19 protein-coding genes and 2 pseudogenes are annotated in these 20,501 nt (G+C 44.5%); 13 read left to right on the top strand and 8 right to left on the bottom strand.

All coding sequences use genetic code 11. From position 1 onward, the window contains the following. Positions 1 to 124: 124 nt before the first annotated feature. Genes purC through dapA form a run of 3 tightly spaced genes read right to left on the bottom strand, consistent with a single transcriptional unit; the run spans position 125 to position 2,851 of the window. Complete coding sequence (gene purC / locus ACX5J7_RS19555; protein ID WP_498707933.1) at positions 125 to 838, bottom strand: phosphoribosylaminoimidazolesuccinocarboxamide synthase; 714 nt, start codon at positions 836 to 838, stop codon at positions 125 to 127. A gap of 12 nt (positions 839 to 850) precedes the next feature. Beyond that, positions 851 to 1,954, bottom strand: a complete 1,104-nt coding sequence (gene bamC, locus ACX5J7_RS19550; protein ID WP_498707932.1) for an NlpB/DapX family lipoprotein — start codon at positions 1,952 to 1,954, stop codon at positions 851 to 853. 12 nt (positions 1,955 to 1,966) lie between these two features. Further along, the gene (gene dapA, locus ACX5J7_RS19545; protein WP_015067334.1) at positions 1,967 to 2,851 is read right to left on the bottom strand and encodes a 4-hydroxy-tetrahydrodipicolinate synthase; all 885 of its coding nucleotides are present in this window, start codon (positions 2,849 to 2,851) and stop codon (positions 1,967 to 1,969) included. 178 nt (positions 2,852 to 3,029) lie between these two features. Here dapA and ACX5J7_RS19540 point away from each other — a divergent pair, with 178 nt between their 5' ends. Both ACX5J7_RS19540 and bcp read left to right on the top strand, forming a co-directional pair. Beyond that, on the top strand, positions 3,030 to 3,593 hold the full coding sequence (locus ACX5J7_RS19540) for a glycine cleavage system transcriptional repressor (protein WP_012518627.1): 564 nt from the start codon (positions 3,030 to 3,032) through the stop codon (positions 3,591 to 3,593). Continuing rightward, entirely contained in the window at positions 3,571 to 4,035 is a 465-nt protein-coding gene (bcp, locus tag ACX5J7_RS19535) for a thioredoxin-dependent thiol peroxidase (RefSeq protein ID WP_012518628.1), read from the top strand. The genes ACX5J7_RS19540 and bcp overlap by 23 nt, the downstream gene beginning before the upstream one ends. A gap of 154 nt (positions 4,036 to 4,189) precedes the next feature. On the opposite strand, the gene ACX5J7_RS19530 is transcribed toward bcp, so the two are convergent. Then, on the bottom strand, positions 4,190 to 5,263 hold the full coding sequence (locus tag ACX5J7_RS19530) for an AI-2E family transporter (RefSeq protein WP_015067336.1): 1,074 nt from the start codon (positions 5,261 to 5,263) through the stop codon (positions 4,190 to 4,192). A 329-nt stretch (positions 5,264 to 5,592) separates the two neighbouring features. Here ACX5J7_RS19530 and bepA point away from each other — a divergent pair, with 329 nt between their 5' ends. Beyond that, entirely contained in the window at positions 5,593 to 7,056 is a 1,464-nt protein-coding gene (gene bepA / locus ACX5J7_RS19525; RefSeq protein ID WP_498707931.1) for a beta-barrel assembly-enhancing protease, read from the top strand. A 15-nt stretch (positions 7,057 to 7,071) separates the two neighbouring features. Here bepA and ACX5J7_RS19520 read toward each other — a convergent pair whose 3' ends face one another. Next, positions 7,072 to 7,578, bottom strand: a complete 507-nt coding sequence (locus ACX5J7_RS19520; RefSeq protein WP_462835817.1) for a TlpA family protein disulfide reductase — start codon at positions 7,576 to 7,578, stop codon at positions 7,072 to 7,074. Between the two features lie 258 nt (positions 7,579 to 7,836). Here ACX5J7_RS19520 and arsC point away from each other — a divergent pair, with 258 nt between their 5' ends. The 3 genes from arsC (at position 7,837) to ACX5J7_RS19505 (ending at position 9,307) form a co-directional block, all read left to right on the top strand. After that, the gene (gene arsC, locus ACX5J7_RS19515) at positions 7,837 to 8,190 is read left to right on the top strand and encodes an arsenate reductase (glutaredoxin) (protein WP_012518632.1); all 354 of its coding nucleotides are present in this window, start codon (positions 7,837 to 7,839) and stop codon (positions 8,188 to 8,190) included. Continuing rightward, positions 8,190 to 8,792 carry an NAD(P)H:quinone oxidoreductase gene (gene wrbA, locus ACX5J7_RS19510; protein ID WP_015067340.1) on the top strand — a complete coding sequence of 201 codons (603 nt, stop codon included), beginning with the start codon at positions 8,190 to 8,192 and terminating at the stop codon, positions 8,790 to 8,792. The genes arsC and wrbA overlap by 1 nt, the downstream gene beginning before the upstream one ends. Positions 8,793 to 8,884: 92 nt before the next feature. After that, on the top strand, positions 8,885 to 9,307 hold the full coding sequence (locus ACX5J7_RS19505; RefSeq protein ID WP_012518634.1) for a DUF2069 domain-containing protein: 423 nt from the start codon (positions 8,885 to 8,887) through the stop codon (positions 9,305 to 9,307). 156 nt (positions 9,308 to 9,463) lie between these two features. Here the strand turns inward: ACX5J7_RS19505 and hda are convergent, their stop codons facing one another. Together hda and ACX5J7_RS19495 are read right to left on the bottom strand one after the other, a co-directional pair. Beyond that, positions 9,464 to 10,201, bottom strand: coding sequence for a DnaA regulatory inactivator Hda (gene hda, locus ACX5J7_RS19500; protein ID WP_498707930.1), 738 nt, complete (start codon positions 10,199 to 10,201; stop codon positions 9,464 to 9,466). 6 nt (positions 10,202 to 10,207) lie between these two features. Further along, positions 10,208 to 11,606 (bottom strand): annotated as a pseudogene (locus tag ACX5J7_RS19495) (DUF2066 domain-containing protein). 304 nt (positions 11,607 to 11,910) lie between these two features. Here ACX5J7_RS19495 and purM point away from each other — a divergent pair. From purM to ACX5J7_RS19470, 5 genes are all read left to right on the top strand, one after another. Continuing rightward, entirely contained in the window at positions 11,911 to 12,951 is a 1,041-nt protein-coding gene (gene purM / locus ACX5J7_RS19490; RefSeq protein WP_012518637.1) for a phosphoribosylformylglycinamidine cyclo-ligase, read from the top strand. Continuing rightward, positions 12,948 to 13,598, top strand: coding sequence for a phosphoribosylglycinamide formyltransferase (purN, locus tag ACX5J7_RS19485; RefSeq protein ID WP_012518638.1), 651 nt, complete (start codon positions 12,948 to 12,950; stop codon positions 13,596 to 13,598). The genes purM and purN overlap by 4 nt, the downstream gene beginning before the upstream one ends. Further along, on the top strand, positions 13,558 to 14,301 hold the full coding sequence (locus ACX5J7_RS19480; protein WP_012518639.1) for a DUF3108 domain-containing protein: 744 nt from the start codon (positions 13,558 to 13,560) through the stop codon (positions 14,299 to 14,301). The genes purN and ACX5J7_RS19480 overlap by 41 nt, the downstream gene beginning before the upstream one ends. Before the next feature lie 372 nt (positions 14,302 to 14,673). Next, on the top strand, positions 14,674 to 17,136 hold the full coding sequence (gene fadE, locus ACX5J7_RS19475) for an acyl-CoA dehydrogenase FadE (protein ID WP_024016391.1): 2,463 nt from the start codon (positions 14,674 to 14,676) through the stop codon (positions 17,134 to 17,136). Between the two features lie 169 nt (positions 17,137 to 17,305). Continuing rightward, positions 17,306 to 17,821, top strand: coding sequence for a CAP domain-containing protein (locus tag ACX5J7_RS19470; RefSeq protein WP_231125021.1), 516 nt, complete (start codon positions 17,306 to 17,308; stop codon positions 17,819 to 17,821). Between the two features lie 26 nt (positions 17,822 to 17,847). Here ACX5J7_RS19470 and ACX5J7_RS19465 read toward each other — a convergent pair whose 3' ends face one another. Then, positions 17,848 to 18,483: a response regulator transcription factor gene (locus tag ACX5J7_RS19465; protein WP_015067347.1), complete on the bottom strand. Its 636-nt coding sequence runs from the start codon at positions 18,481 to 18,483 to the stop codon at positions 17,848 to 17,850. Positions 18,484 to 18,656: 173 nt separating this feature from the next. Here ACX5J7_RS19465 and cmoA point away from each other — a divergent pair. Together cmoA and cmoB are read left to right on the top strand one after the other, a co-directional pair. After that, positions 18,657 to 19,389, top strand: a pseudogene (cmoA, locus tag ACX5J7_RS19460) (carboxy-S-adenosyl-L-methionine synthase CmoA). A 59-nt stretch (positions 19,390 to 19,448) separates the two neighbouring features. Then, on the top strand, positions 19,449 to 20,447 hold the full coding sequence (cmoB, locus tag ACX5J7_RS19455; RefSeq protein ID WP_024016393.1) for a tRNA 5-methoxyuridine(34)/uridine 5-oxyacetic acid(34) synthase CmoB: 999 nt from the start codon (positions 19,449 to 19,451) through the stop codon (positions 20,445 to 20,447). The last annotated feature ends 54 nt before the right edge of the window (positions 20,448 to 20,501 follow it).

Raw genomic sequence — 20,501 nt, 5'->3', positions numbered from 1 at the left:
AGGATATAGTGGCTAAAATAAGCCTCTATTGAAAGGGCGAGGCGTGGAAAAAGTAGTATCGCGCTTAAACGAAAAAAGAGGACGTATTACGTCCTCTTTTTATCAATAACGCTTTGTTCACCAACTACAGCGATAAACCTAAGCGCTCAGCTACTTCAATGTAGGTTTCAACAACCGAGCCTAGCCCTTGTCTGAAGCGGTCTTTGTCCATTTTTTTACGGGTTTCTTTATCCCACAAACGACAGCCATCGGGCGTGAATTCATCGCCTAATACAATGTTGCCACCTTTATCGACACCAAACTCGAGTTTATAGTCGACTAGCAACATACCCGCATCGTCAAACAATGCTTTTAGAACGCTGTTCACTTTAAACGTAAGCGCCTTCATTTCAGCAATTTGCTCTTGTGTTGCCCAGCCAAATGACAGAATGTGATAGTCATTTACCATAGGGTCATGAAGCGCATCATTTTTAAGGAAAAACTCGAAAATAGGTGGGTTAAGCGCTTGGCCTTCTTCCACACCTAGTCTGCGAACCAAAGAGCCAGCAGATAAGTTCCTCACCACACACTCAACAGGGATCATGTCGAGCTTTTTAACCAGCGACTCAGTATCAGAAATCAGGGCTTCAACTTGCGTTGCAACGCCTGCTTCTTCAAGCTTTGTCATAATAAAGTGATTAAACTTGTTGTTTACTTCACCTTTGCGATCAAGCTGTTCAATTTTTTCACCGTCGAACGCCGAAGTGTCGTTCCTAAAGTGAAGAATTAATTTATCGCTATCATCAGTGTAATAAACAGTTTTTGCTTTACCGCGGTAAAGCTCGTCGCGTTTTTCCATTCTCAGTCTCAGTTATATATCAAGATTATCTTCTGACATGACCTCAGCGAAGGCACTGTAAAGGTCGGAAACCTGATTTGCGTCAAACGGTACACTTTCATTGTCCATGAAAGTAACAGACGTGCGATTCGCACCCGCTTTTGCAACTTTTAAGCGATAATCACCTTTTTCAAGTAATTCGCTATCGCTTGTGAATAAACCATCCCACCAACTACCTTGATCACCATTGTAAGTAACAAATAGTAGGCCGTTAGATTTATCTAAATCTTTGACGTCAAAACCAAGCTTACGAAGAACTAAAAGCATTCTCGGCCAAGCTACGTCGTACTGCGCTTCAACGAGGTAGGCTGGGTCACCATCAGCATTAAAGCCCATTTCAGTTTGAATACCCTGGCGTATACGCGCAATTCTTCGGGTTTCCGCTAATTGAATTTGGTATTCATAATGACCGATAACTTGGTTGAGTACTTCAACCTCTTCACGGCGCTCTTCCATTGAAGATACGTCGGCAACCACATCGTTACCTAAGGTTTGCATGTAATCTTTAAGCTCTACTGTGAGAGCCGCACTGCGACCGTGAGGTTTTACGTCCAAGCTGAACTCGAAGCGCCTGCCAATTTCACTTTCTTCATCAGCAAAGCTATACCAAGGGCCATCGATTTCTTTAGTGATAACCATCCAGTCGGTTACCAATACTTTGCCTTCTGGACTGAAGCTATCTACACCAATACCCTGCTCGTCTAAATAGCTTAGAAGGGAATTCCAAATCGCCTGACTTAGCGGTTGACTGTCGTCAACTTGGTCAAACCAAATCGTGGCGGAGCTTTTACCCTCTTCAACATGTGACCCGGTCACAAGCGGGAGAACCAACGCAGGCGAGCGGACCATAAGCGATTTGCCAACCAAGTTTTTGTCCGCTTCTTGACCTAGTTCAGGTACTGCAAATTCCCGTGAGAAAGTTGGCGCATCTAGTTCAGAGGGTACTTCTAGCGTTTTGTGTTCTTTAGTTTTTAAGTACTCGTAGCTACCCGACGCGGTCTTTCTATCTATTTGGCTTGAACAACCTGCAAGTGCAACTATCGCTACTGAACTTGCTATAGCCAGCGTTCTTTTCATCTGTGTTCCTTATTAACCAGAAATCAATGCGTATTTTTTTAGTAGTTCTTCGATACGTTTTTGGCTTGATAGTTCCGGTAAAACCATAGGTAATCGCATAACAGCGCTTTCCATCATGCCCATTTTATATAATGCCCACTTTGGCATTACTGGATTTGGCTCTATAAATAGCTCGTCGTGAAGCAGCTTAATAGACGCATCAATGTCACGACACTTATCAAATTCTTTGTTCAGTGCAGTTTCGCACATTTGTGCAATTGCTTTAGGCACGATATTGGCGGTTACAGAGATAACGCCATGTCCGCCTTCGCACATAAACTCACAGCTAGTGCCATCATCACCACTAAGAATTACAAAGTCTTCTGGAACAAGGGGCTGTGTTGCTTTTAATCGCGCAATATCGCCGGTGGCGTCTTTAAGACCAACTATATTCTTATGTGTGGCAAGCTCTGCTACGGTTTCAGGTAACATGTCTGCAACTGTACGCCCAGGCACATTGTAAAGAATAACCGGAAGATCGCTGGCATCTGCAATTGCGTTAAAGTGTGCAACCATACCAGCCTGTTGAGGCTTGTTATAATAAGGCACCACGCTTAAAAAGCCGTTGATACCCGTTGAGCCGAGTTGCTCAGTAAGAAAAATGGCCTCTGCAGTAGAGTTTGCTCCGCTGCCTGCTATCACCGGGATCGCGCCCGATGCCATAGCTACTGTTTCTTTGACCACGTTAATGTGCTCATCAAACGGTAGGGTTGCTGACTCACCAGTAGTTCCAACCGACACTATACCGTGGGTGCCCTGCTCTACATGAAACTTCACAAGTTTCTCTAAAGACTTGTAATCAATATCGCCGTTTTCGAACATCGGCGTGACGAGTGCTACGTAACTACCAGTAAACATAATCTCTCCGCAAAATGTGAGCGCACATGGTAAATATGTCAGTGCTTAAACACAAGTAATAGCGCATGTAAAATGACAAGAATTTGACAATATCTTATTCAAAGGCAAGAAAAAGGCGCTGACTTTAAAAAAAACTCTGTGCTAACATCCCGACATCGTTACCATTGAAGTGAAGTAGATGCCGAAACACCAACTTATCGTGACCATACTAGGTACAGACAACAGTGGCATATTGAGCGAAATTGCCACCACGGTATCTGAAGCCCAGTGCAATATTCTTGATAGTAGGCAAGCCATCTATGGCAAGGAGTTTTCTTTGACCATGATCATTGAAGGTACGCAAAGCGCTATAACAAAGGCAGAGTGCATTTTACCCGCTTTGTTTCAACGTCTAGATTTATTATCCATGATGAAACGCACGAGCCATCATGAAAAGCAAAATCTTGCCCACCTTTTTAATGTCGAATTCAGTGGCGAAGACGCCGCTGGGTTGATTAAAGCGGTAACGGGCTTTTTTGCAGAGCGGCAAGCTATGTTAAGTGCATTCAGGCAGCGCACGTATAAAGATAAAGCCACGGGCAAAGACAACATGCAGTGCAAATTCGTTGTTTCGCTTCCGCCGAATGAAAATGTAGATGACTTAGAATCTGATCTAATGGCCCTGTTCACTTCGTTAAATGTGACAGGTAAAGTACAAGACACACAAAAAAAGGATCCCAATGAAAACGTTACAAGCTGGTGATAAAGCGCCGCAATTCTCATTGCAGAACCAAGATGATCAAACCGTATCGCTCTCAGACTACGCAGGTAAAAAAGTCCTCGTTTATTTTTACCCTAAAGCAATGACGCCCGGCTGTACTGTTCAGGCACAAGGCTTGCGGGATGTAAACGACGAACTAAAAGAGAAAAACGTAGTTGTATTAGGTATCAGCCCCGATGCGGTAAAGCGTTTGCCGAAGTTCATTGAGAAAGAAAACCTCAACTTCACCTTGCTGTCAGATGAAGACCACGCGGTGGCGGATGCATTTGGCGTGTGGGGGCCTAAGAAGTTTATGGGCAAAGAGTACGACGGCATTCATCGCCTCACTTTTCTTATCGACGAAAACGGCGTTGTTGAGCATGTGTTTAATAAGTTCAAAACCAAAGAACATCACACGGTTGTGTTGGACTATTTGAACAGCTAATACTGCGTTTCAATTTTAAATTGAATCGTTAAATATCAAAAGCCCCGAAAAGGTAAACTTTCCGGGGCTTTTCTTTTAGGGTCTTTGAAGTCATAACGACTATTGTGCTACCACAACCCAGCGCAGTTACACGGCTAGTTCATCAGTAAGTCGTTTATTTCGCTTCTTCTGGGATTACCACAGGGTTGCTAGACCACGCAGTAACCACAGCTTTTACCAAGGTTGCCAGCGGTATGGCGAAAAATACCCCCCAGAACCCCCAAAGGCCGCCAAAGACCAATACAGCAACAATGATATAAAGTGGGTGCAAGCTTACGGCTTCAGAGAAAAGTAAAGGGACTAACAAGTTACCATCAAGGGCTTGTATAATGCCGTAAGCTATCATGAGATACCAAAACTCAGGCGATATCCCCCACTGAAACATTGCAACAACGGCAACAGGTATCGTTACCACCGCTGCGCCAATATAAGGAATAAGTACTGAAAACCCCACCAGCACGCCGAGTAAAATGGCGTAGCGTAAATCCATCAGTACAAATGTTACGCAACTCACCACACCAACGATAATAATCTCAATAACCTTACCGCGAATATAGTTCGCAATTTGAGAATTCATTTCATGCCCTACCTGGGTAATAAGACGACGCTCTTTAGGCAAAAGACGAGAGATGCTGTCTAAAAAAAACAGCTTATCTTTTAACATAAAGAACACCATTAACGGTACCAGAATGACATATACAAGTAGCGCTGCTAGATTTGCAATGTTACTAAATGAGGCAGAAATCAGGGTTTCACCCACTTCAACAAGCTTCTCGTTAATCCCTTCCATCATTTGATGTATTTGATATACCTGCACATAGTCTGGGTACTTGTCTGGCAGCGTTAAAATCCACTCTTGGGCTTTTTGCCAGATAAGCGGGGTTTCCTGAATGAGGTTAACGCTTTGCTTTGAAATTATGGGTACCAAACCCACAAGCGTTAGAATTGTGATAGTGATAAAGCCAACCATGACAATACCACAGGCTATCGTTCTCCCAAGCCCAACATTAACCAAGCGACACACCGGCCAATCGAGTAGATACGCAATGACCGCAGCTACGAGTACTGGCATAATTAATTCGCCCCACAGTAAAAGCACTGCGGTAGTCAGAAGAATAAGAATAAGCAGCATTGCTGCATCAGGATCGGAAAATTTGCGTCGGTACCATCGACCAAAAACGCTAAACATAAAAACGCCCAGAAATTACTAAGAATAGGACACGCATCATAGTTGATAGCGCTAGCAATTAGCAATAAGTAGCACTTAAGAATCTTTGAAAATCAAACTGGTATGATGTTTTTACAGTATATTAAGTGACAGATTGTTTTCTTATCATTAGTTGATTTACGCTACGGTAAGTGAGTTTGTACCAAAAAGCGTAGTATATGTGCATCGACTTCGGCATTATATCCATTCGAAACGCATACACATAAGAAAAAAATAAAATTTGAAACTGTTTAGCAACTTAGCGCTCTAAGCGTTATGCATTATTAAACATGTACAACGATTGTAGGTTCATGAGAAAAAAGTTTTCAGCATCTTTAGTTGCCCTCTCCTTCGTGCTCACTTCGAGCATTACAGCTGTAGCGCAAGATGCCAATTACAGTAATAAAAACGCATTGCCTGAAATTGGTGTGGTTGCCTCAGATGCAATATCGCTAGACAAGGAAATGATCGTCGGTGATGCGGTTATGCGCCAAATGCGCGGTCAAAGCCCCGTTATTTCCGATCCCCTGCTTGACGAATATCTGCAGGACGTAGGTAATCGTCTTGTGGTTCATGCCGATAATGCAAAGTTTCCCTTTGAATTCTTTTGGGTGAATAACGATGCCATTAATGCCTTCGCTTTTTTCGGCGGTCATATTGGTGTTCACACGGGGCTTATGCGCCGAGCTGAGAGTGAAAGTGAATTAGCTTCAGTACTGGCTCACGAAATCTCTCACGTGACACAGCGTCACATTGCCAGGCGCATGCAGGCGCAGCAGCGCTCGTCTCCCTTGGCATTAGCTTCACTCATTGGCGGCGTACTTATTGCTATGGCCAACCCTGAAGCGGGTATCGCGGCTATGCAAGCAGGGTCTGCTGCATCCGCTCAGCTACAAATAGACTATACCCGCTCTAACGAACAAGAAGCCGACCGCATTGGTATAGCTATGTTGGCGCGCGCAGGTTTTGATCCCAACGCTGCAGCGTCTTTTTTCTCAACCATGGCAGAAGAGTATCGCATGGTTTCACGTCCGCCAGCGCGCTTATTAACTCACCCATTAACAGAAAGTCGTATCGCAGATGCGAGAAACCGTGCCGGCGATTATCCGCGCCGTTATTTGCCCATTAATAAACAGTTTGAGCTTGCTAAGGCGCGCATAAAAGCGCGTTATTCCTTTGAGCCTGACTACGCAGTGGAATACTATGAGGCAGCAGTCGAACAAAATGTTCAGCGCAGTAAAGAAGCGTCGCTTTATGGATTGGCACTGGCGTATATGCGCGATGATAAAACTGAAAAAGCCAAAAAAATCATGGACGAACTTATTGCAGGTGACAGCAGCAACCTCTTTTATCTTGATGCAATGACAGACATTTATATTTCGCTTGGCGAGCCACTTAAAGCGGTTAACTTGCTCAAACCACATGTTACGCATAACCCAAGAAATCAAGTTTTAGCACTTAACCAAGCGAATGCCTACATCAGTGCTCAAAATTACGATGAAGCGATTTCGCTGTTAAAAGACTTTTTACTGGTTAAAAAGGATTATCAAATTGCTCATCAGTTAATGAGTGAGGCATATCAAAAATCGAAGCGCTTTTCACAAATGCATCAAAGCAAAGCGGAAGTCTATGCGCTTTATGGCGCCTACAACCGCGCCGTAGATGAGTTACAGTATGCCTACAACTTCGCCGGCGATGATCATTTAATAAAGCAAAGAATTAGAGCAAGAATAAAGCAATTTAGAGATCAAGAAGAACGGCTAGAACGCCTGTAGAATGCTTTCTTTTATTTACTCGCGCCTTAAAGCTTGAAGGCGCTGAGTTAAATGCGCAGCGGTTAATTCACCCATTATAGTGTCAACGACCTTCCCCTCTGGCCCTATAATAAAAGTGGCCGGCAAATAGGGCGGTTTCTCCATAGGAAGCGCCGTACTCTGTGAACTCACTATAACCGGAATGGTAATATTATATTTTTCTGTCATCTCTTTTAGCTCAGAGAGTGTTTTCAGGTCGTAGTTAACAGCGAAGAGCTTAGTATTGCTTGGCAGTGATGCATTAAATTTAGCAAGTTCCGGCATTTCTCGTAGACACGGTGCGCACCAAGGAGCGAAATAGTTTACTACAACCCACTGGCCTTTTAGTGTGCTCCAGCTATATGTTCGCCCTTCTAAGGTTTCAAAATCATGCTGAAGGTGCTGATACGTAAAAACCCCGCCCATGGCCGCCGTCACTAATAACAGCAGAGTTAAAAGCGGCTTTAGTTTGTTTGTATTGGCCTTTGCTTTTAATAACCCCATTGCGTTCCTCTATATTTGCGCTCTAGCACTGCATTGTGTAACAGCGTAATTTAATCATTTCACACACATTTCATATGCCACTTTGCTTACTCTAAGCTAATTTAGTGCGACGGGAAACCGCGATTTCATATGGATTGAATTACATTAAACATTAGTTATTGGCCAATTTTCTGGCAGTTATCGGTAAACTGCTTGATATTAGAAACCAAAAACGCAATAGTTCGCGCCAATTGAAAAAACTATGCAATGAGGTCGCTTATGACAGACATTACTATAATTCACAATCCTCGCTGTTCTAAAAGCAGACAGACACTAGCGCTGCTAGAAGAAAAAGGGTTATCGCCCGTGGTTGTTCAGTATCTAAAAGAGCCTCTCAACGCCTCAGCGCTTAAAGACATATTTAAAAAACTTAACGTTGAATCGGTTAGAGAGATGATGCGTACAAAGGAAAACGAATATAAAGACGCCAATTTAGGCGATGAAACACTGTCTGATGACGACCTGTTTAACGCGATGGAAGCAACGCCAAAGCTCATCGAACGCCCTATCGTTATAAAAGGTGATAGTGCGCGAATTGGGCGCCCACCTGAATCGGTGTTGGAAATACTATAGTGCAACCTGTTCTCGTACTCTATTACAGCCGCCACGGAAGCACCAAGCGCTTAGCCGATGCTATTGCGCAAGGGGTTTCATCTCAAAATGTACCGGTGATCGTGCGCACGGTGAAAAGTATTAGCGAGACAGACGGCGAAGCTTCGCCTGACAACGCCTCAGCAGAGGTACCCGTGGTGACCGCTCAGGAATTAGAGCAATGCAGTGGTTTAGCATTAGGCAGCCCTACTCGCTTTGGCAATATGGCCGCGTCCGTTAAACACTTTTTAGATTCTACGAGCAGTCAATGGCTTAAAGGCGCGTTAATTAACAAGCCAGCCTGTGTGTTTACATCCTCGTCATCGATGCACGGTGGTCAGGAGTCGACGCTACTCTCGATGATGCTACCGCTTATGCATCACGGCATGGTTATATGCGGATTGCCCTACAGCGAACCTGAATTGCACAATACGATGACTGGAGGCAGCCCCTATGGGGTAACTCACGTTGCGCATCATAGCCATGCTTCGCCAGAGCAACTCAGTGATGATGAAAGAGCGCTCTGTTTTGCCCAAGGTAAACGGTTAGCTAGATTGGCTGAAAAGCTAAAAGAAGAACGGTAACGCTGTCACGTACGACGCTGAAAAAGACGCTTTGGAAAAACGCAAACACTTACGTTTTACATTTAAAAACACGATCTCATCGGAGAATTAACATGTCATCAGATACGCGCTTTTTTCGCTATCTCGCACTTCTTAGCCACACAGGGCTAATTATTTGGATAACATTATGGCAATTTACCTTTACTAAAGCACATACGTATTCGCCGATTTTTATTGCCCTGTTTTATATTTTACCTTTATTGCTACCCTATTGGGGCATACTCAAGGGCAAGCCTTACACCCACGCCTGGGCGAATTTCGTTGTCTTGTTCTATCTCATTCATGGTTGCACCGTAGCGTACGCCGTGCCGGCAGAACGTTGGTACGCTGTGGTTGAAATCATTTTATGTACGGGAATGTTCGTAGGTTGCAGTGCCTTTGCAAGGAAACGAGGTCGAGAATTAGGGTTAGGCTTGAAAAAGCTAAAAGAAGAAATGAAAGAAGAAAAGGCCCGTTTCGAGCAAAATCAGCAGTAAAAAGCCTGCAGTAATAAGTAACATACCAAGAAAAAAAACCTTTATTAAAAGGTGACAAGGGCACGTCGCTAGCCCAAGCATTTAGCCATTTTTGTGACGATAGCGTTAGTTGCAATATGTATATGTGGAGGCGTTGGCTCTAGCGACGGCGTTTTCTTAACCTAAGTTAAGTTCACGTTTTACCATGGCTACTGATAGTCTCTTTTGCTCTTGCAGCGAACGTGTATCTAACCTTGCAAGTAACGACATCAAGCTTTTCAAGTCTCGTTCGCTATGGTGTAAGAGAAACTGTAAGGCTTGGTTTGAAAGGGTTAACCCGCGCTCTTCAGCACGCAGCCGAACGGCTTCTTCACGCCCACCATCATCTAATTGATTTACATGGTAAATCACACCCCACGCTAATCGCGAGCGCAAGTCAGGCAACGTAAACGCCGGGTTCGATGGCCCAAGGTGACTGGTGCAAATGATCAACGCGCGCTTGGTCTCAATAACACGGTTAAAAAGGTCAAATAACGCTTCTTCCCACTGCACATTGCCTGCAATGGCGTGGATATTGTCCAACGCTATCAGTGAAAGGTTTTCAAGGCCTTCGAAAATGTCTAACGACCACGCCTGGTAGTCGTTTAAATTAAGATACAGGTGGCTTACAGACTTACCCGCCAATTGATGACAAGTAGCAAATAATAAGTGGCTCTTACCAATTGCGCTATTGCCTAGCAAAGTAACAAGGGGAAGCTGTAGTGAAGACAACGGCCCCAATGCGGGGGCCTCTCGCCAATATGGCAACGCTTCTGCAATTTGCCTGAGAATTGATACGACTTCTTCATTACCCTTATTTACGAAACTATCGAAGTTTTCGTCTACGGGTAACGTTATAGGCAAAGGCAGTTGCATGTTAAATTAATTGCTCCAATAGAAACTATGCCCTTTTACGGTTTGCCCGTAAGCGTCGGTAACTGAACGTAACCGACCTTCCAACTGGATGCTATTAAGTAAATCATCAACCGTTCCTACCAAAGTTAACGAGTAAGTAGCCACTGTACCCGATTGTTCTACTAACGTAGCACTCTCAATGACGCTTAAGCTATTAAGGTAGTCTGTAGCACTCGCATAGCTGTTTATTGAACCGATGTTTGCAATTGATACCGTAATCACTTCTCGTTCTGAAACCTCAATTCCAACAACAGCATACAGCGACGATAAGTAATTTGAATAGGCATCAATGAGCTGTTTACCCAAAGCCTGTGGTGAATCACCATAAATACTGCCGTAGCTGACCTTGCCGCCACCAACGAACACCCAATCTAATGCATATTTTCCTTCATCAGCGCGTTTAGCGTAATCGGCAAATTCGTTCATGGTAAATGGTACCGCGCTATCATCACGGTTGTTTAGAGCTGCATCAAACGCTTGCTCGCTATTGCTCACGTTACCGTTGCTCTCTGTGTCGTCGCCATTCACTTCGCTCTGGGCCTCACCTTCTGCGCTATCACCGGTGACAGTGGCGTCAGCGCCCATTTCCGACATGGTGTCCTGACTTTCTTTGCTAAGCACATCGTCTAACGACTCGACTGTACCAGAAGGCACCGCGTTTTCCGGCAAATCAGGGATGGCGCTAGGGTCGTTCGGATAAACACGTGCGCCGATAATATTATCGATATTGTAACGTACAGAAGCCTGACGCAAAGGCTCAACAAACCGCCCCCATACATCATACGTAGAAATATTTACGTTATCGGTAAGGTCCATTAAAGGTAAGCTTAACGGCACGCCGCGCTCTTTTGCCGTTTTTTTAAGCGCCAGTTGTAGTTCTGTATTTACTGACTCATCGAGTATAGACCGGGTTTCATTCTCGCCCTCTTCAACAAGCCAAACAATAGTTTCGGGTCGCCTGTCACCCCATAGTGGGAGCATTTCGCGTTGCAGTATCTCGTTAAGTTTAGCTTGGTCGAACTCAGCAACGTAATAAGTTTGACCATTTTCGTAGGCAAACCGGTATGAGCGAAGCAAAGATTGAGGAGAACTAAGTGCGGCTCTCACCCCTGCATTATCTAAAACATGGGTACTGCCAGACATCTTTATAAAAACTTGGCGAAGCGCGTTTTTTAAGCGCAGCTTGCTGGGTACGTTGAGATTGATCATCTACTTGAATGTGCGCTTCGCTGACGACAACCCGCTGGGCAGCAAAGGTAAACGCAGAATAGTTTAGCAATGCTATTAGTGAAAGCCCTATAGCGGGTGTGAGACGTCGCCCCTTGGTATTTGCTTTCTTGGTGTTACGCTTTACTGCGGTTAACATTGACACTCCATACTCTTTAAAATCAATTCCTTACCCATCGAATTGCTACGCCGATTTATTGTTGCGAAAGACGCAGACAAAACATCAAACAAGCACACTATTTTCTCTACTCTTAGCGCGAGACATTTTATTAAGTAAGTTGTTCACCAAAAGATAGCCTTCTATTGTCTTTTATATTCGGTTTAATTTCACCCATAAAATAAAAAAGATCAAAAAGCGCATAAAATAGCCGTCACAAATTGGACTTGTGACGACTTGCTGGTAGAATCCGCGGTTTTCTACCTCTTAGTTTCAGGGCCCAACCGTGAGCGAAAATAAAACCTCTTTAAGTTACAAAGATGCAGGCGTAGATATCGATGCAGGTAATCAACTTGTTGAACGCATAAAATCTGTTACCAAGAAAACCCATAGACCTGAAGTGAAAGGCAATTTGGGTGGATTTGGTGCACTTTGCGAACTGCCTACCAAATATAAAAAGCCGCTACTTGTTTCAGGTACGGATGGCGTGGGTACAAAACTAAGAGTAGCTATGGATGCTAACCGTCACGACGGTGTGGGCATCGATTTAGTCGCAATGTGTGTAAACGACCTTATTGTACAAGGCGCAGAGCCCCTATTCTTCTTAGACTACTATGCAACAGGAAAACTTGATGTTGATGTTGCTGCTTCAGTGGTTACTGGTATTGGCGCAGGCTGCGAACAAGCGGGCTGTGCACTGATTGGTGGTGAAACTGCTGAAATGCCGGGCATGTACCACGACGGCGACTACGACATTGCCGGTTTTTGTGTAGGTGTCGTTGAAGCTGACAACGTCATTGACGGTACTAACGTTAAGCCTGGTCAGAAACTTATCGCCCTTGGCTCATCTGGCCCGCACTCTAATGGCTATTCATTAGTAAGAAAAATTATCGAAGTGAGTGGTGCTGATGTAAACGCAGAGCTTAACGGTAAGCCTATCATCGACCAGTTGTTAGAGCCTACACGTATTTACGTGAAGTCAGTACTAGCGCTGTTAGAAGAAGTGCAAGTGAGCGCTATTTCTCATATCACCGGCGGCGGTTTCTGGGAAAATATTCCACGGGTTCTACCTGAGGATGCAAAAGTAGTCATTGACGAAAAATCATGGGAATGGCCAGCGGTCTTCTCTTGGTTACAAGAAAACGGCAACGTTACCCGCCATGAAATGTACCGCACCTTTAACTGTGGTGTTGGCTTAGTTATCGTAGTTGATGATGCCGATACAGAACAAGCGGTAAACATTCTAAAACAACACGGTGAAAATGCGTGGGTAATTGGCGATATCGCGTCTAAAGATGGCGAAGAACAAGTAGAGATCAACGCGTGAGTACTCGTGTAACTAAACTTTGCGTACTTATTTCCGGGAACGGTAGTAATTTGCAGGCTATTATCGACGCAGTACAAGCAGGCCGTCTTAACGCGCAAATTACTGGCGTTATTAGCAACCGGCCAAATGCTTATGGCCTTGAACGAGCGAGAGAAGCAGGTATAGAAGCCGTTTGTTTGGATCATATGGAATATGATGATCGCGCTTCCTATGATGAAGCACTAAAATCGCAAATTAATGCGTTCGGTGCCGACTGCGTAGTGCTTGCGGGCTTTATGCGTATTTTAACGCCTGAGTTTGTTGATAGTTTTACTGGAAAATTAGTGAACATTCATCCCTCTTTGTTGCCAAAGTACAAAGGTTTGAATACGCACCAACGGGCTATTGACAACGGTGACAAAGAGCACGGTGTAAGTGTGCACTTTGTTACGCCAGAGCTCGACGGCGGCCCCGTTATTATTCAAAGTCGTGTACCTGTATTTGAAGAGGATACTCCAAGCGACTTGGCCGAGCGTGTTCAAGAACAGGAACGTCGCATCTACCCTCTTGTGCTTTCTTGGTTTAGCGCAGGTCGGCTTTCAATGCGAAACAATAAGGCAGTTTTAGATGAGCAAGAACTTCCAGAATCTGGTTATGCAAACGACTAAGCCTTTCGCGGTAGGCGCACTGTTAGCGATTTCGCTTTCATGTGAAGCGCAAGCTGATACTAGCGCGCAACTGCCCCTTCAGCCTTACAAGGCCACGTACACCGCCTATAAATGGGGTGATGATGTAGGTGAAGCGAACATAGAGCTTACTGAATTGGGCAACCAACAGTACTCGATGATTTACACCTCTAAGGTTTCTAAGTTCTTTTTGTCCGACGAACGTAGTGAGCATTCTATCTTCTTTGTGGATGACAACACGGTAGTACCTTCTGAGTACTACTATAACCGATCGGGTACGGGCCCAGATAAAGAACTTAAAGTCACGTTCAGTCAACAGGGCGAAGGTAAAATCTCCGTAGATAATGGGGATACCTTTAAATGGAACGGTGAATTTGACAATCAAATTTATCGCATTGACCTTGCTAAGCAATTAGCAAAAGGCGAGACCTCTTTGGACTATGACTTCGTTAATTACCGTGGTCAACTTAGACACTACGGCGTACAAGTTATCGATGAAGAAGTGCTTTCTCTGCCTTACGGTAAAATTGAAGCTGTAAAAGTAAAACTCATACGGGACTCGAAAAAACGAGAAACCTTCGCGTGGTTTGCCCCTTCATTGAACTACACATTAGTTCGGCTACAGCAGTTTAAAGAAGGCGATGAGCAAGGCGACATTAAGCTCAAATCTTTTCAAATGCAGTAGTTTTTTAACGCTTTGTTAAATTCCTCAAAAAAGCACGCTAATGGCGTGCTTTTTTTATCGCTATTCCCCCCACAATGTTGCTGCTTGCCTACAGGGCGGTACGCGCTAAATAATCGCGTTTTTCAGCGAGTTAATTTACGTGGTAAATGCTTTCAATAAGTAACGTCTATACTTATAGGTATTGCTGTGTATCGCTCTATTATTTATTACGTTGTTAATAGATTATTCATGTAAAAATCTTGATCTTTGCCCTATTAAATAATACGTTTACAGCATGCTGGTCTGACCTCGATCTAAACGTGCTTTTTGTTAAGCAAAAACAGTATCGAGAAACAGATAAGTGTAACGTTTAACGCCTTTCAGGAGTGAAGTATGGCAGATTTTATATGGTTTTTACTGGTGGTACTGACACTAGCGGTTGCTAGCTATCAGCGCACCAGCTTGGTAACAGCAGTTGCCATGGGCGCAGGTGTAATGATTTTGGGCACCTTATTTGGTGACATTGGCCTGCTAGGTTGGGTGGTGTTTCTTGCCTTAACGCTTCCTTTCACCCTTGCCAATATCAGACAACAGTACATTTCTAAAAAGCTGTTAGCCTTTTATCGCAAAGTTATGCCAGAAATGTCTAGCACCGAACAAGAAGCAATCGACGCTGGTACCGTATGGTGGGATGGCGATATCTTTAGTGGTAAACCTGACTGGGATAAGCTTCACCGCATTCCAAAAGGTCGCCTTACTGCAGAAGAGCAAGCATTCTTAGACGGCCCATGTGACAAAGTGTGCTCAATGGTTGATGAATGGCAGATTAACCATAAAGATGCGGACCTTCCTCCTGAAATTTGGCAGTTTTTAAAAGAGCATAAGTTCTTTGCTATGATCATCAAGAAAGAATATGGTGGTTTAGCGTTTTCTGCGTATGCACAATCACGTGTTCTACAGAAGCTTGCTGGCGTAAGTGCTGTTTTATCAAGCACCGTTGGTGTACCTAACTCATTGGGCCCGGGCGAGCTGCTTCAACATTATGGAACAAAAGAGCAACAAGACCACTACTTACCTCGCCTTGCTGCGGGTGAAGAAATTCCGTGTTTTGCACTAACAGGCCCTGAAGCGGGTTCTGACGCAGGTGCGATCCCGGATGTAGGCGTGGTATGTAAAGGCGAATGGAATGGTGAAGAAGTGTTAGGCATGCGCCTAACGTTTAATAAGCGCTACATTACGCTTGCGCCTGTGGCTACGGTTATTGGTCTTGCCTTTAAACTACAAGATCCTGAGGGCCTTCTTGGCGATAATAAAGAGCCAGGTATCACCTGCGCACTTATTCCTCGCGATACCAAAGGCTTGGAAATTGGGCGTCGTCACTTCCCCCTTAATACGCCATTTCAAAACGGGCCAATTAAAGGCGAAGATATCTTCGTACCTATCGACTACATCATTGGTGGCCCGCAAATGGCAGGTCGCGGCTGGCGTATGCTTGTTGAATGCTTGTCTGTAGGTCGCTGTATTACGCTTCCTTCATCAGCTGCTGGTGGTGCAAAATCAGTATCACTTGCCACCGGTGCATACGCACGTATTCGTCGCCAATTCCGTATGCCTGTTGGGCACATGGAGGGGGTTGAAGAAATGCTGGCGCGCATTGGCGGTAATGCATACTTAATGGACGGAGTCACGCGTTTCTCAACGGTTGGTGTAGACCTTGGCGAGAAGCCGTCGGTTATCTCTGCAATTTGTAAGTACCACCTTACCGAAAAAATGCGTCAGGTCATTAACGACTCAATGGACGTTCACGGCGGTAAAGGCGTAATGCTTGGGCCAAATAATTACTTGGGCCGCGGCTACCAGGGCGTGCCAGTGTCCATTACGGTAGAAGGTGCAAACATTCTAACCCGTAATATGATGATATTTGGTCAAGGTGCTATGCGCTGTCACCCTTATGTACTTAAAGAAATTGAAGCTGCTTCAATTGAAGATAAGAAAGAAGCACTACAAGCGTTTGATAAAGCGGTATTTGGTCACATCGGCTTTGCTGTAGCTAACACGGTTCGCAGTATTTGGTTCTCGTTAACCAATGGCGCGTTTAGCAGTGCACCGTTTACTGATGAAACAGCCCGCTATTACAAACTTCTTCAAGGGTATAGCGCAAACCTAGCGTTACTTACCGATGTGTCTATGGGTGTACTGGGTGGTGATCTTAAACGCCGCGAGCGTCTATCTGCGCGTTTAGGCGACATTTTAAGTGGCCTATACATGGGCAGCACAACGCTTAAACGCTTTGACGAAGAAGGTCGTTTGAAAGAAGATTTACCGCTTCTACATTGGGCAATGCAAACCACGTTGCACGATATTGAAACGGCTATTGATGACTTCTTAGCGAACTTCCCCAACCGTGCTATCGCTGCAGCGCTTCGCGTTATGGTAATACCGTTTGGCCGTCGTATTGGCAAGCCCTCGGATAAGACAGAGCATGCCATTGCTAAAATGCTTCAAACTCCATCCACTGCACGTAGCCGCTTAGGGTATGGCCAGTACCTGACGCGCGAAGAAGGCAGCCTATTTGGCGACCTTGAACAAACACTTGACGATGTATTAGCGAGCGAGCCTATCTTCGAACGTATTTGTAAGCATAAGAAAGCTAAGCTTCCATTTACCCGTTTAGATATTCTTGCTGACGAAGCGCTTGCCGAAGAGGTGATTAACGAAGAAGAAGCGAATCTACTTCGCAAGACTGAAGCTGGCAGACTTCGTACTATCAACGTTGATGACTTTGACCACGAAGAACTGGTCGCTAAAGTTAACTCTACCAGCGCCGCGAAAAAGCGAGGTGGTAAAGCTGCTTAGTTTAACGTTTAAACGTAAAGGCCGCGCTCGCGGCCTTTTTCATTACACACTTCCCCTCGCTTGCATATTTGCCCCCCTTAGTTTTGCTGATGGGTCCCCTTGCGGTAATAGCAAACAAGCACAAGCGCTTTCATTGCTTATTGCTAAGGACACGAAACAGCAACGAAAAGTGTTAACGTGCAACCCTACGCTTGTTGAACTTGCTGAAGAAAAAGCCAAAGACATGGCACAGAGAGGGCTGGTATCACATTTTCTAGGTGGAAGCCCTAATACACGTATCCGCAATGCTGGATTAACGTTGCCTGAGTATTATGGCGACGCTATGAGTAATCAAGTAGAGGCCTTAGCCGGCGGCTACAAAACGGCAGATGACGTATGGTATGCACTTAAAACCTCTACATCGCATCGTCAGCATTTATTGGGAGAGCTCCCCTTCTATCAAGAACAAGATCAGATAGGCATTGCTTTCTTCAAAGACTATTCGACGCCTCATGTAGAATATTGGGCTATATACTTAACCAAATTGGCTGATACACAGCGTTTGCCAGAGGCCGAAACGAAAAGGCCGTCTACTTTATTACTGTCAAAGCGAAAGAAGAAGTTTGAGCAGGTGCCCGACAAAGGACTGGGCATTGTTACCGAAAGTGGTGAGGTTATTTTACAAACGAAAAAACCGGATGAATAATCCGGTTTTTATCAAACAAAACGCGTTTAGCTGAGCTGAAGCTTATCCATTAACAATACCGCTTGAGTACGAGTGTTAATTTCTAGCTTGCGTAAGATTGCGCTTATGTGAGCTTTAATTGTCGCTTCTGTTACGTTCATCTCGTGTGCAATTTGCTTGTTCATTAGACCAGCACGCAAATATGAAAGCACTTGAATTTGTTTAGGCGTTAACTCGCGAAAACGTTGGAGCAACACTTTAAGCTCGTCATCGACTTTCTCTAGTTCTTCTTCCATACCTTCAGGAAGCCACTTCTTACCGCCAATGATATCAACAATGGCTTGGGCAATTTCACGCGTTTCAGACACTTTCGGTATAAAACCTTGCGCCCCTAAACTCATGACTTGTGCCACAACTTCTACCGTGTCGCTACCAGATATAACACCAATCGGAATATTCGGGTATTGTTCTCGAAGCGTGATTAAACCGTTGAAATATTCACCACCAGGCATATTTAGATCAAGGAGCACCAGTTCAACACCGTCAAACTCATTAAGCTTTTCCAATGCATCGTCCAAGCTTCCCGCTTGAATTATTTGCGCATTTTCAAAGTAAGGTTCCAACGCGCCGCTTAATGCCTCGCGAAACAATGGGTGATCGTCTGCTACTAGAATTCTCGTCATTAGCGTTACTGCTTCCTTATTGTATTATGAGTATAGATTAATACTTTCGATTAGTGACGAAAAGCCCTAATCCACAAAAATCACTCAAAATTTAACAAAATTAGCGTTTTCCATTGGCATTTGCGTATCAGACGGTAAAATTGCGCTCCAAATTAGGCAATTGAAGAACAGCAGTGAAGAAGCACGACAATATTTACGCAAAGGCACTCAATAAAGTAGATGACTTTAAATTTGATGAGTCTGTGGTTGATGTGTTTCCCGATATGATTCAAAGATCGGTTCCAGGCTATGAGACCATCGTTCATACCATTGGCGAGCTCGCCAAGTCATCAGTAACGCCGAACTCCATGGTTTACGATTTAGGTTGTAGTTTGGGTGCGGCGAGTTTATCAGTGTCACGAGCAGTGAGTGCTAATACGTGTGAGATTATTGGCGTAGATGCCTCAAGTGCTATGGTTGAACGCTGTAGACGCGTTGTGCAGACATTTACGCTACCTAACCCGATAAGTATTGAGCAAGGGCTTGCACAAGACGTAGATATCAACAACGCTTCAATGGTAGTAATGAACTTTACGCTACAGTTTATTCCTCCTTCCGATCGCGAAGGGCTACTTGCCAGTATTTATAAAGGTTTAAACCCTGGCGGCATCTTAGTGCTGTCGGAAAAGGTGAAACACCCAACTCGCTCCGGCAATGAACTGCTTATCGACCTTCACCACCAGTTCAAAAGAGACAACGGATATAGCGAGTTAGAAGTGAGCCAAAAGCGCGCAGCACTTGAAAAAGTAAATGCTTACCGATACATTTAATGAACATGAAACTCGCTTAAAGAAAGTAGGCTTTGCCGACGTGGTTATGTGGTACAAATGCTATAACTTTACGTCAATGGTTGCGATTAAAGCCTAGCCCTTTCAATTTATTTCATCGCCGCGATTTAGCGGCTTAAAGCACACATCGAGAACACCATGAGTAAACTAGAACAGACTTGGTTTAACGAATGCTACACGTCGTTAATTGACAGCCCATTAGCACATTGGCTGCAAACTTTACCTGCACTTATGGATACTTGGCAGCGTACTGCTAAGCACGGCGAGTTCGATAAATGGTGCCGATTACTTAACAAATTGCCTAATACCTCGCCAAAGCAAATAGACCTTTCGACAAGTGTTACCATCGGCGCTAAAAGCGATGTGGATGAGTATACTCAAAAACAAATCGAAGGGCTTTTAAGGCAATTTATGCCATGGCGTAAAGGCCCCTTTCACGTGCACGGTATCCACATAGATACAGAATGGCGTTCTGACTGGAAATGGGACCGAGTAGCGCCTCATATTAGCTCCCTAAAAGGGCGAAACGTGTTAGACGTCGGTTGTGGTAGCGGCTATCACATGTGGCGCATGTTGGGCGAAGGCGCAAATAGGGTTATTGGTGTAGACCCTACACAGCTTTTCTTTATTCAATTTCACGCAATCAAACAGTTTATACGCAACAGCTATGGGCCTGCTAACAATATTCATTTTCTGCCAATGGGAATTGAAGACATGCAGCCTCTGCAAGCCTTTGATACCGTATTTTCAATGGGTGTGCTTTACCACAGAAAAGACCCCATGGCATTTTTACAACAGCTGAAAGATCAGCTTCGTAAAGGCGGCGAATTAATACTAGAAACCTTGGTCGTAGACGGCGATGAAACTACTGTGCTTATGGCGGGTGAGCGATATGCACAAATGAGAAACGTTTGGTTTTTACCAAGTACCGACGCCCTCACCGTTTGGCTTAGCCGATTAGGCTTTGAAAATATTCGCGTTGTTGATGTGAACCATACTACGTTAGATGAGCAGCGCTCAACATCTTGGATGGATACACAGTCTTTGAAAGATTTTCTCGATCCGGAAGATATTACTCGCACCATCGAAGGTTACCCTGCACCACAACGGGCCGTCATTGTCGCGAACAAGAAGTAGTTACTCGCGTAGCGTCTTTACCAACCTATTGGCATAATTGTTGTTACCCCAATC

It is taken from the genome of Alteromonas infernus (assembly GCF_902705815.1).
This window is presented reverse-complemented; position numbering and strand designations above follow the sequence as displayed.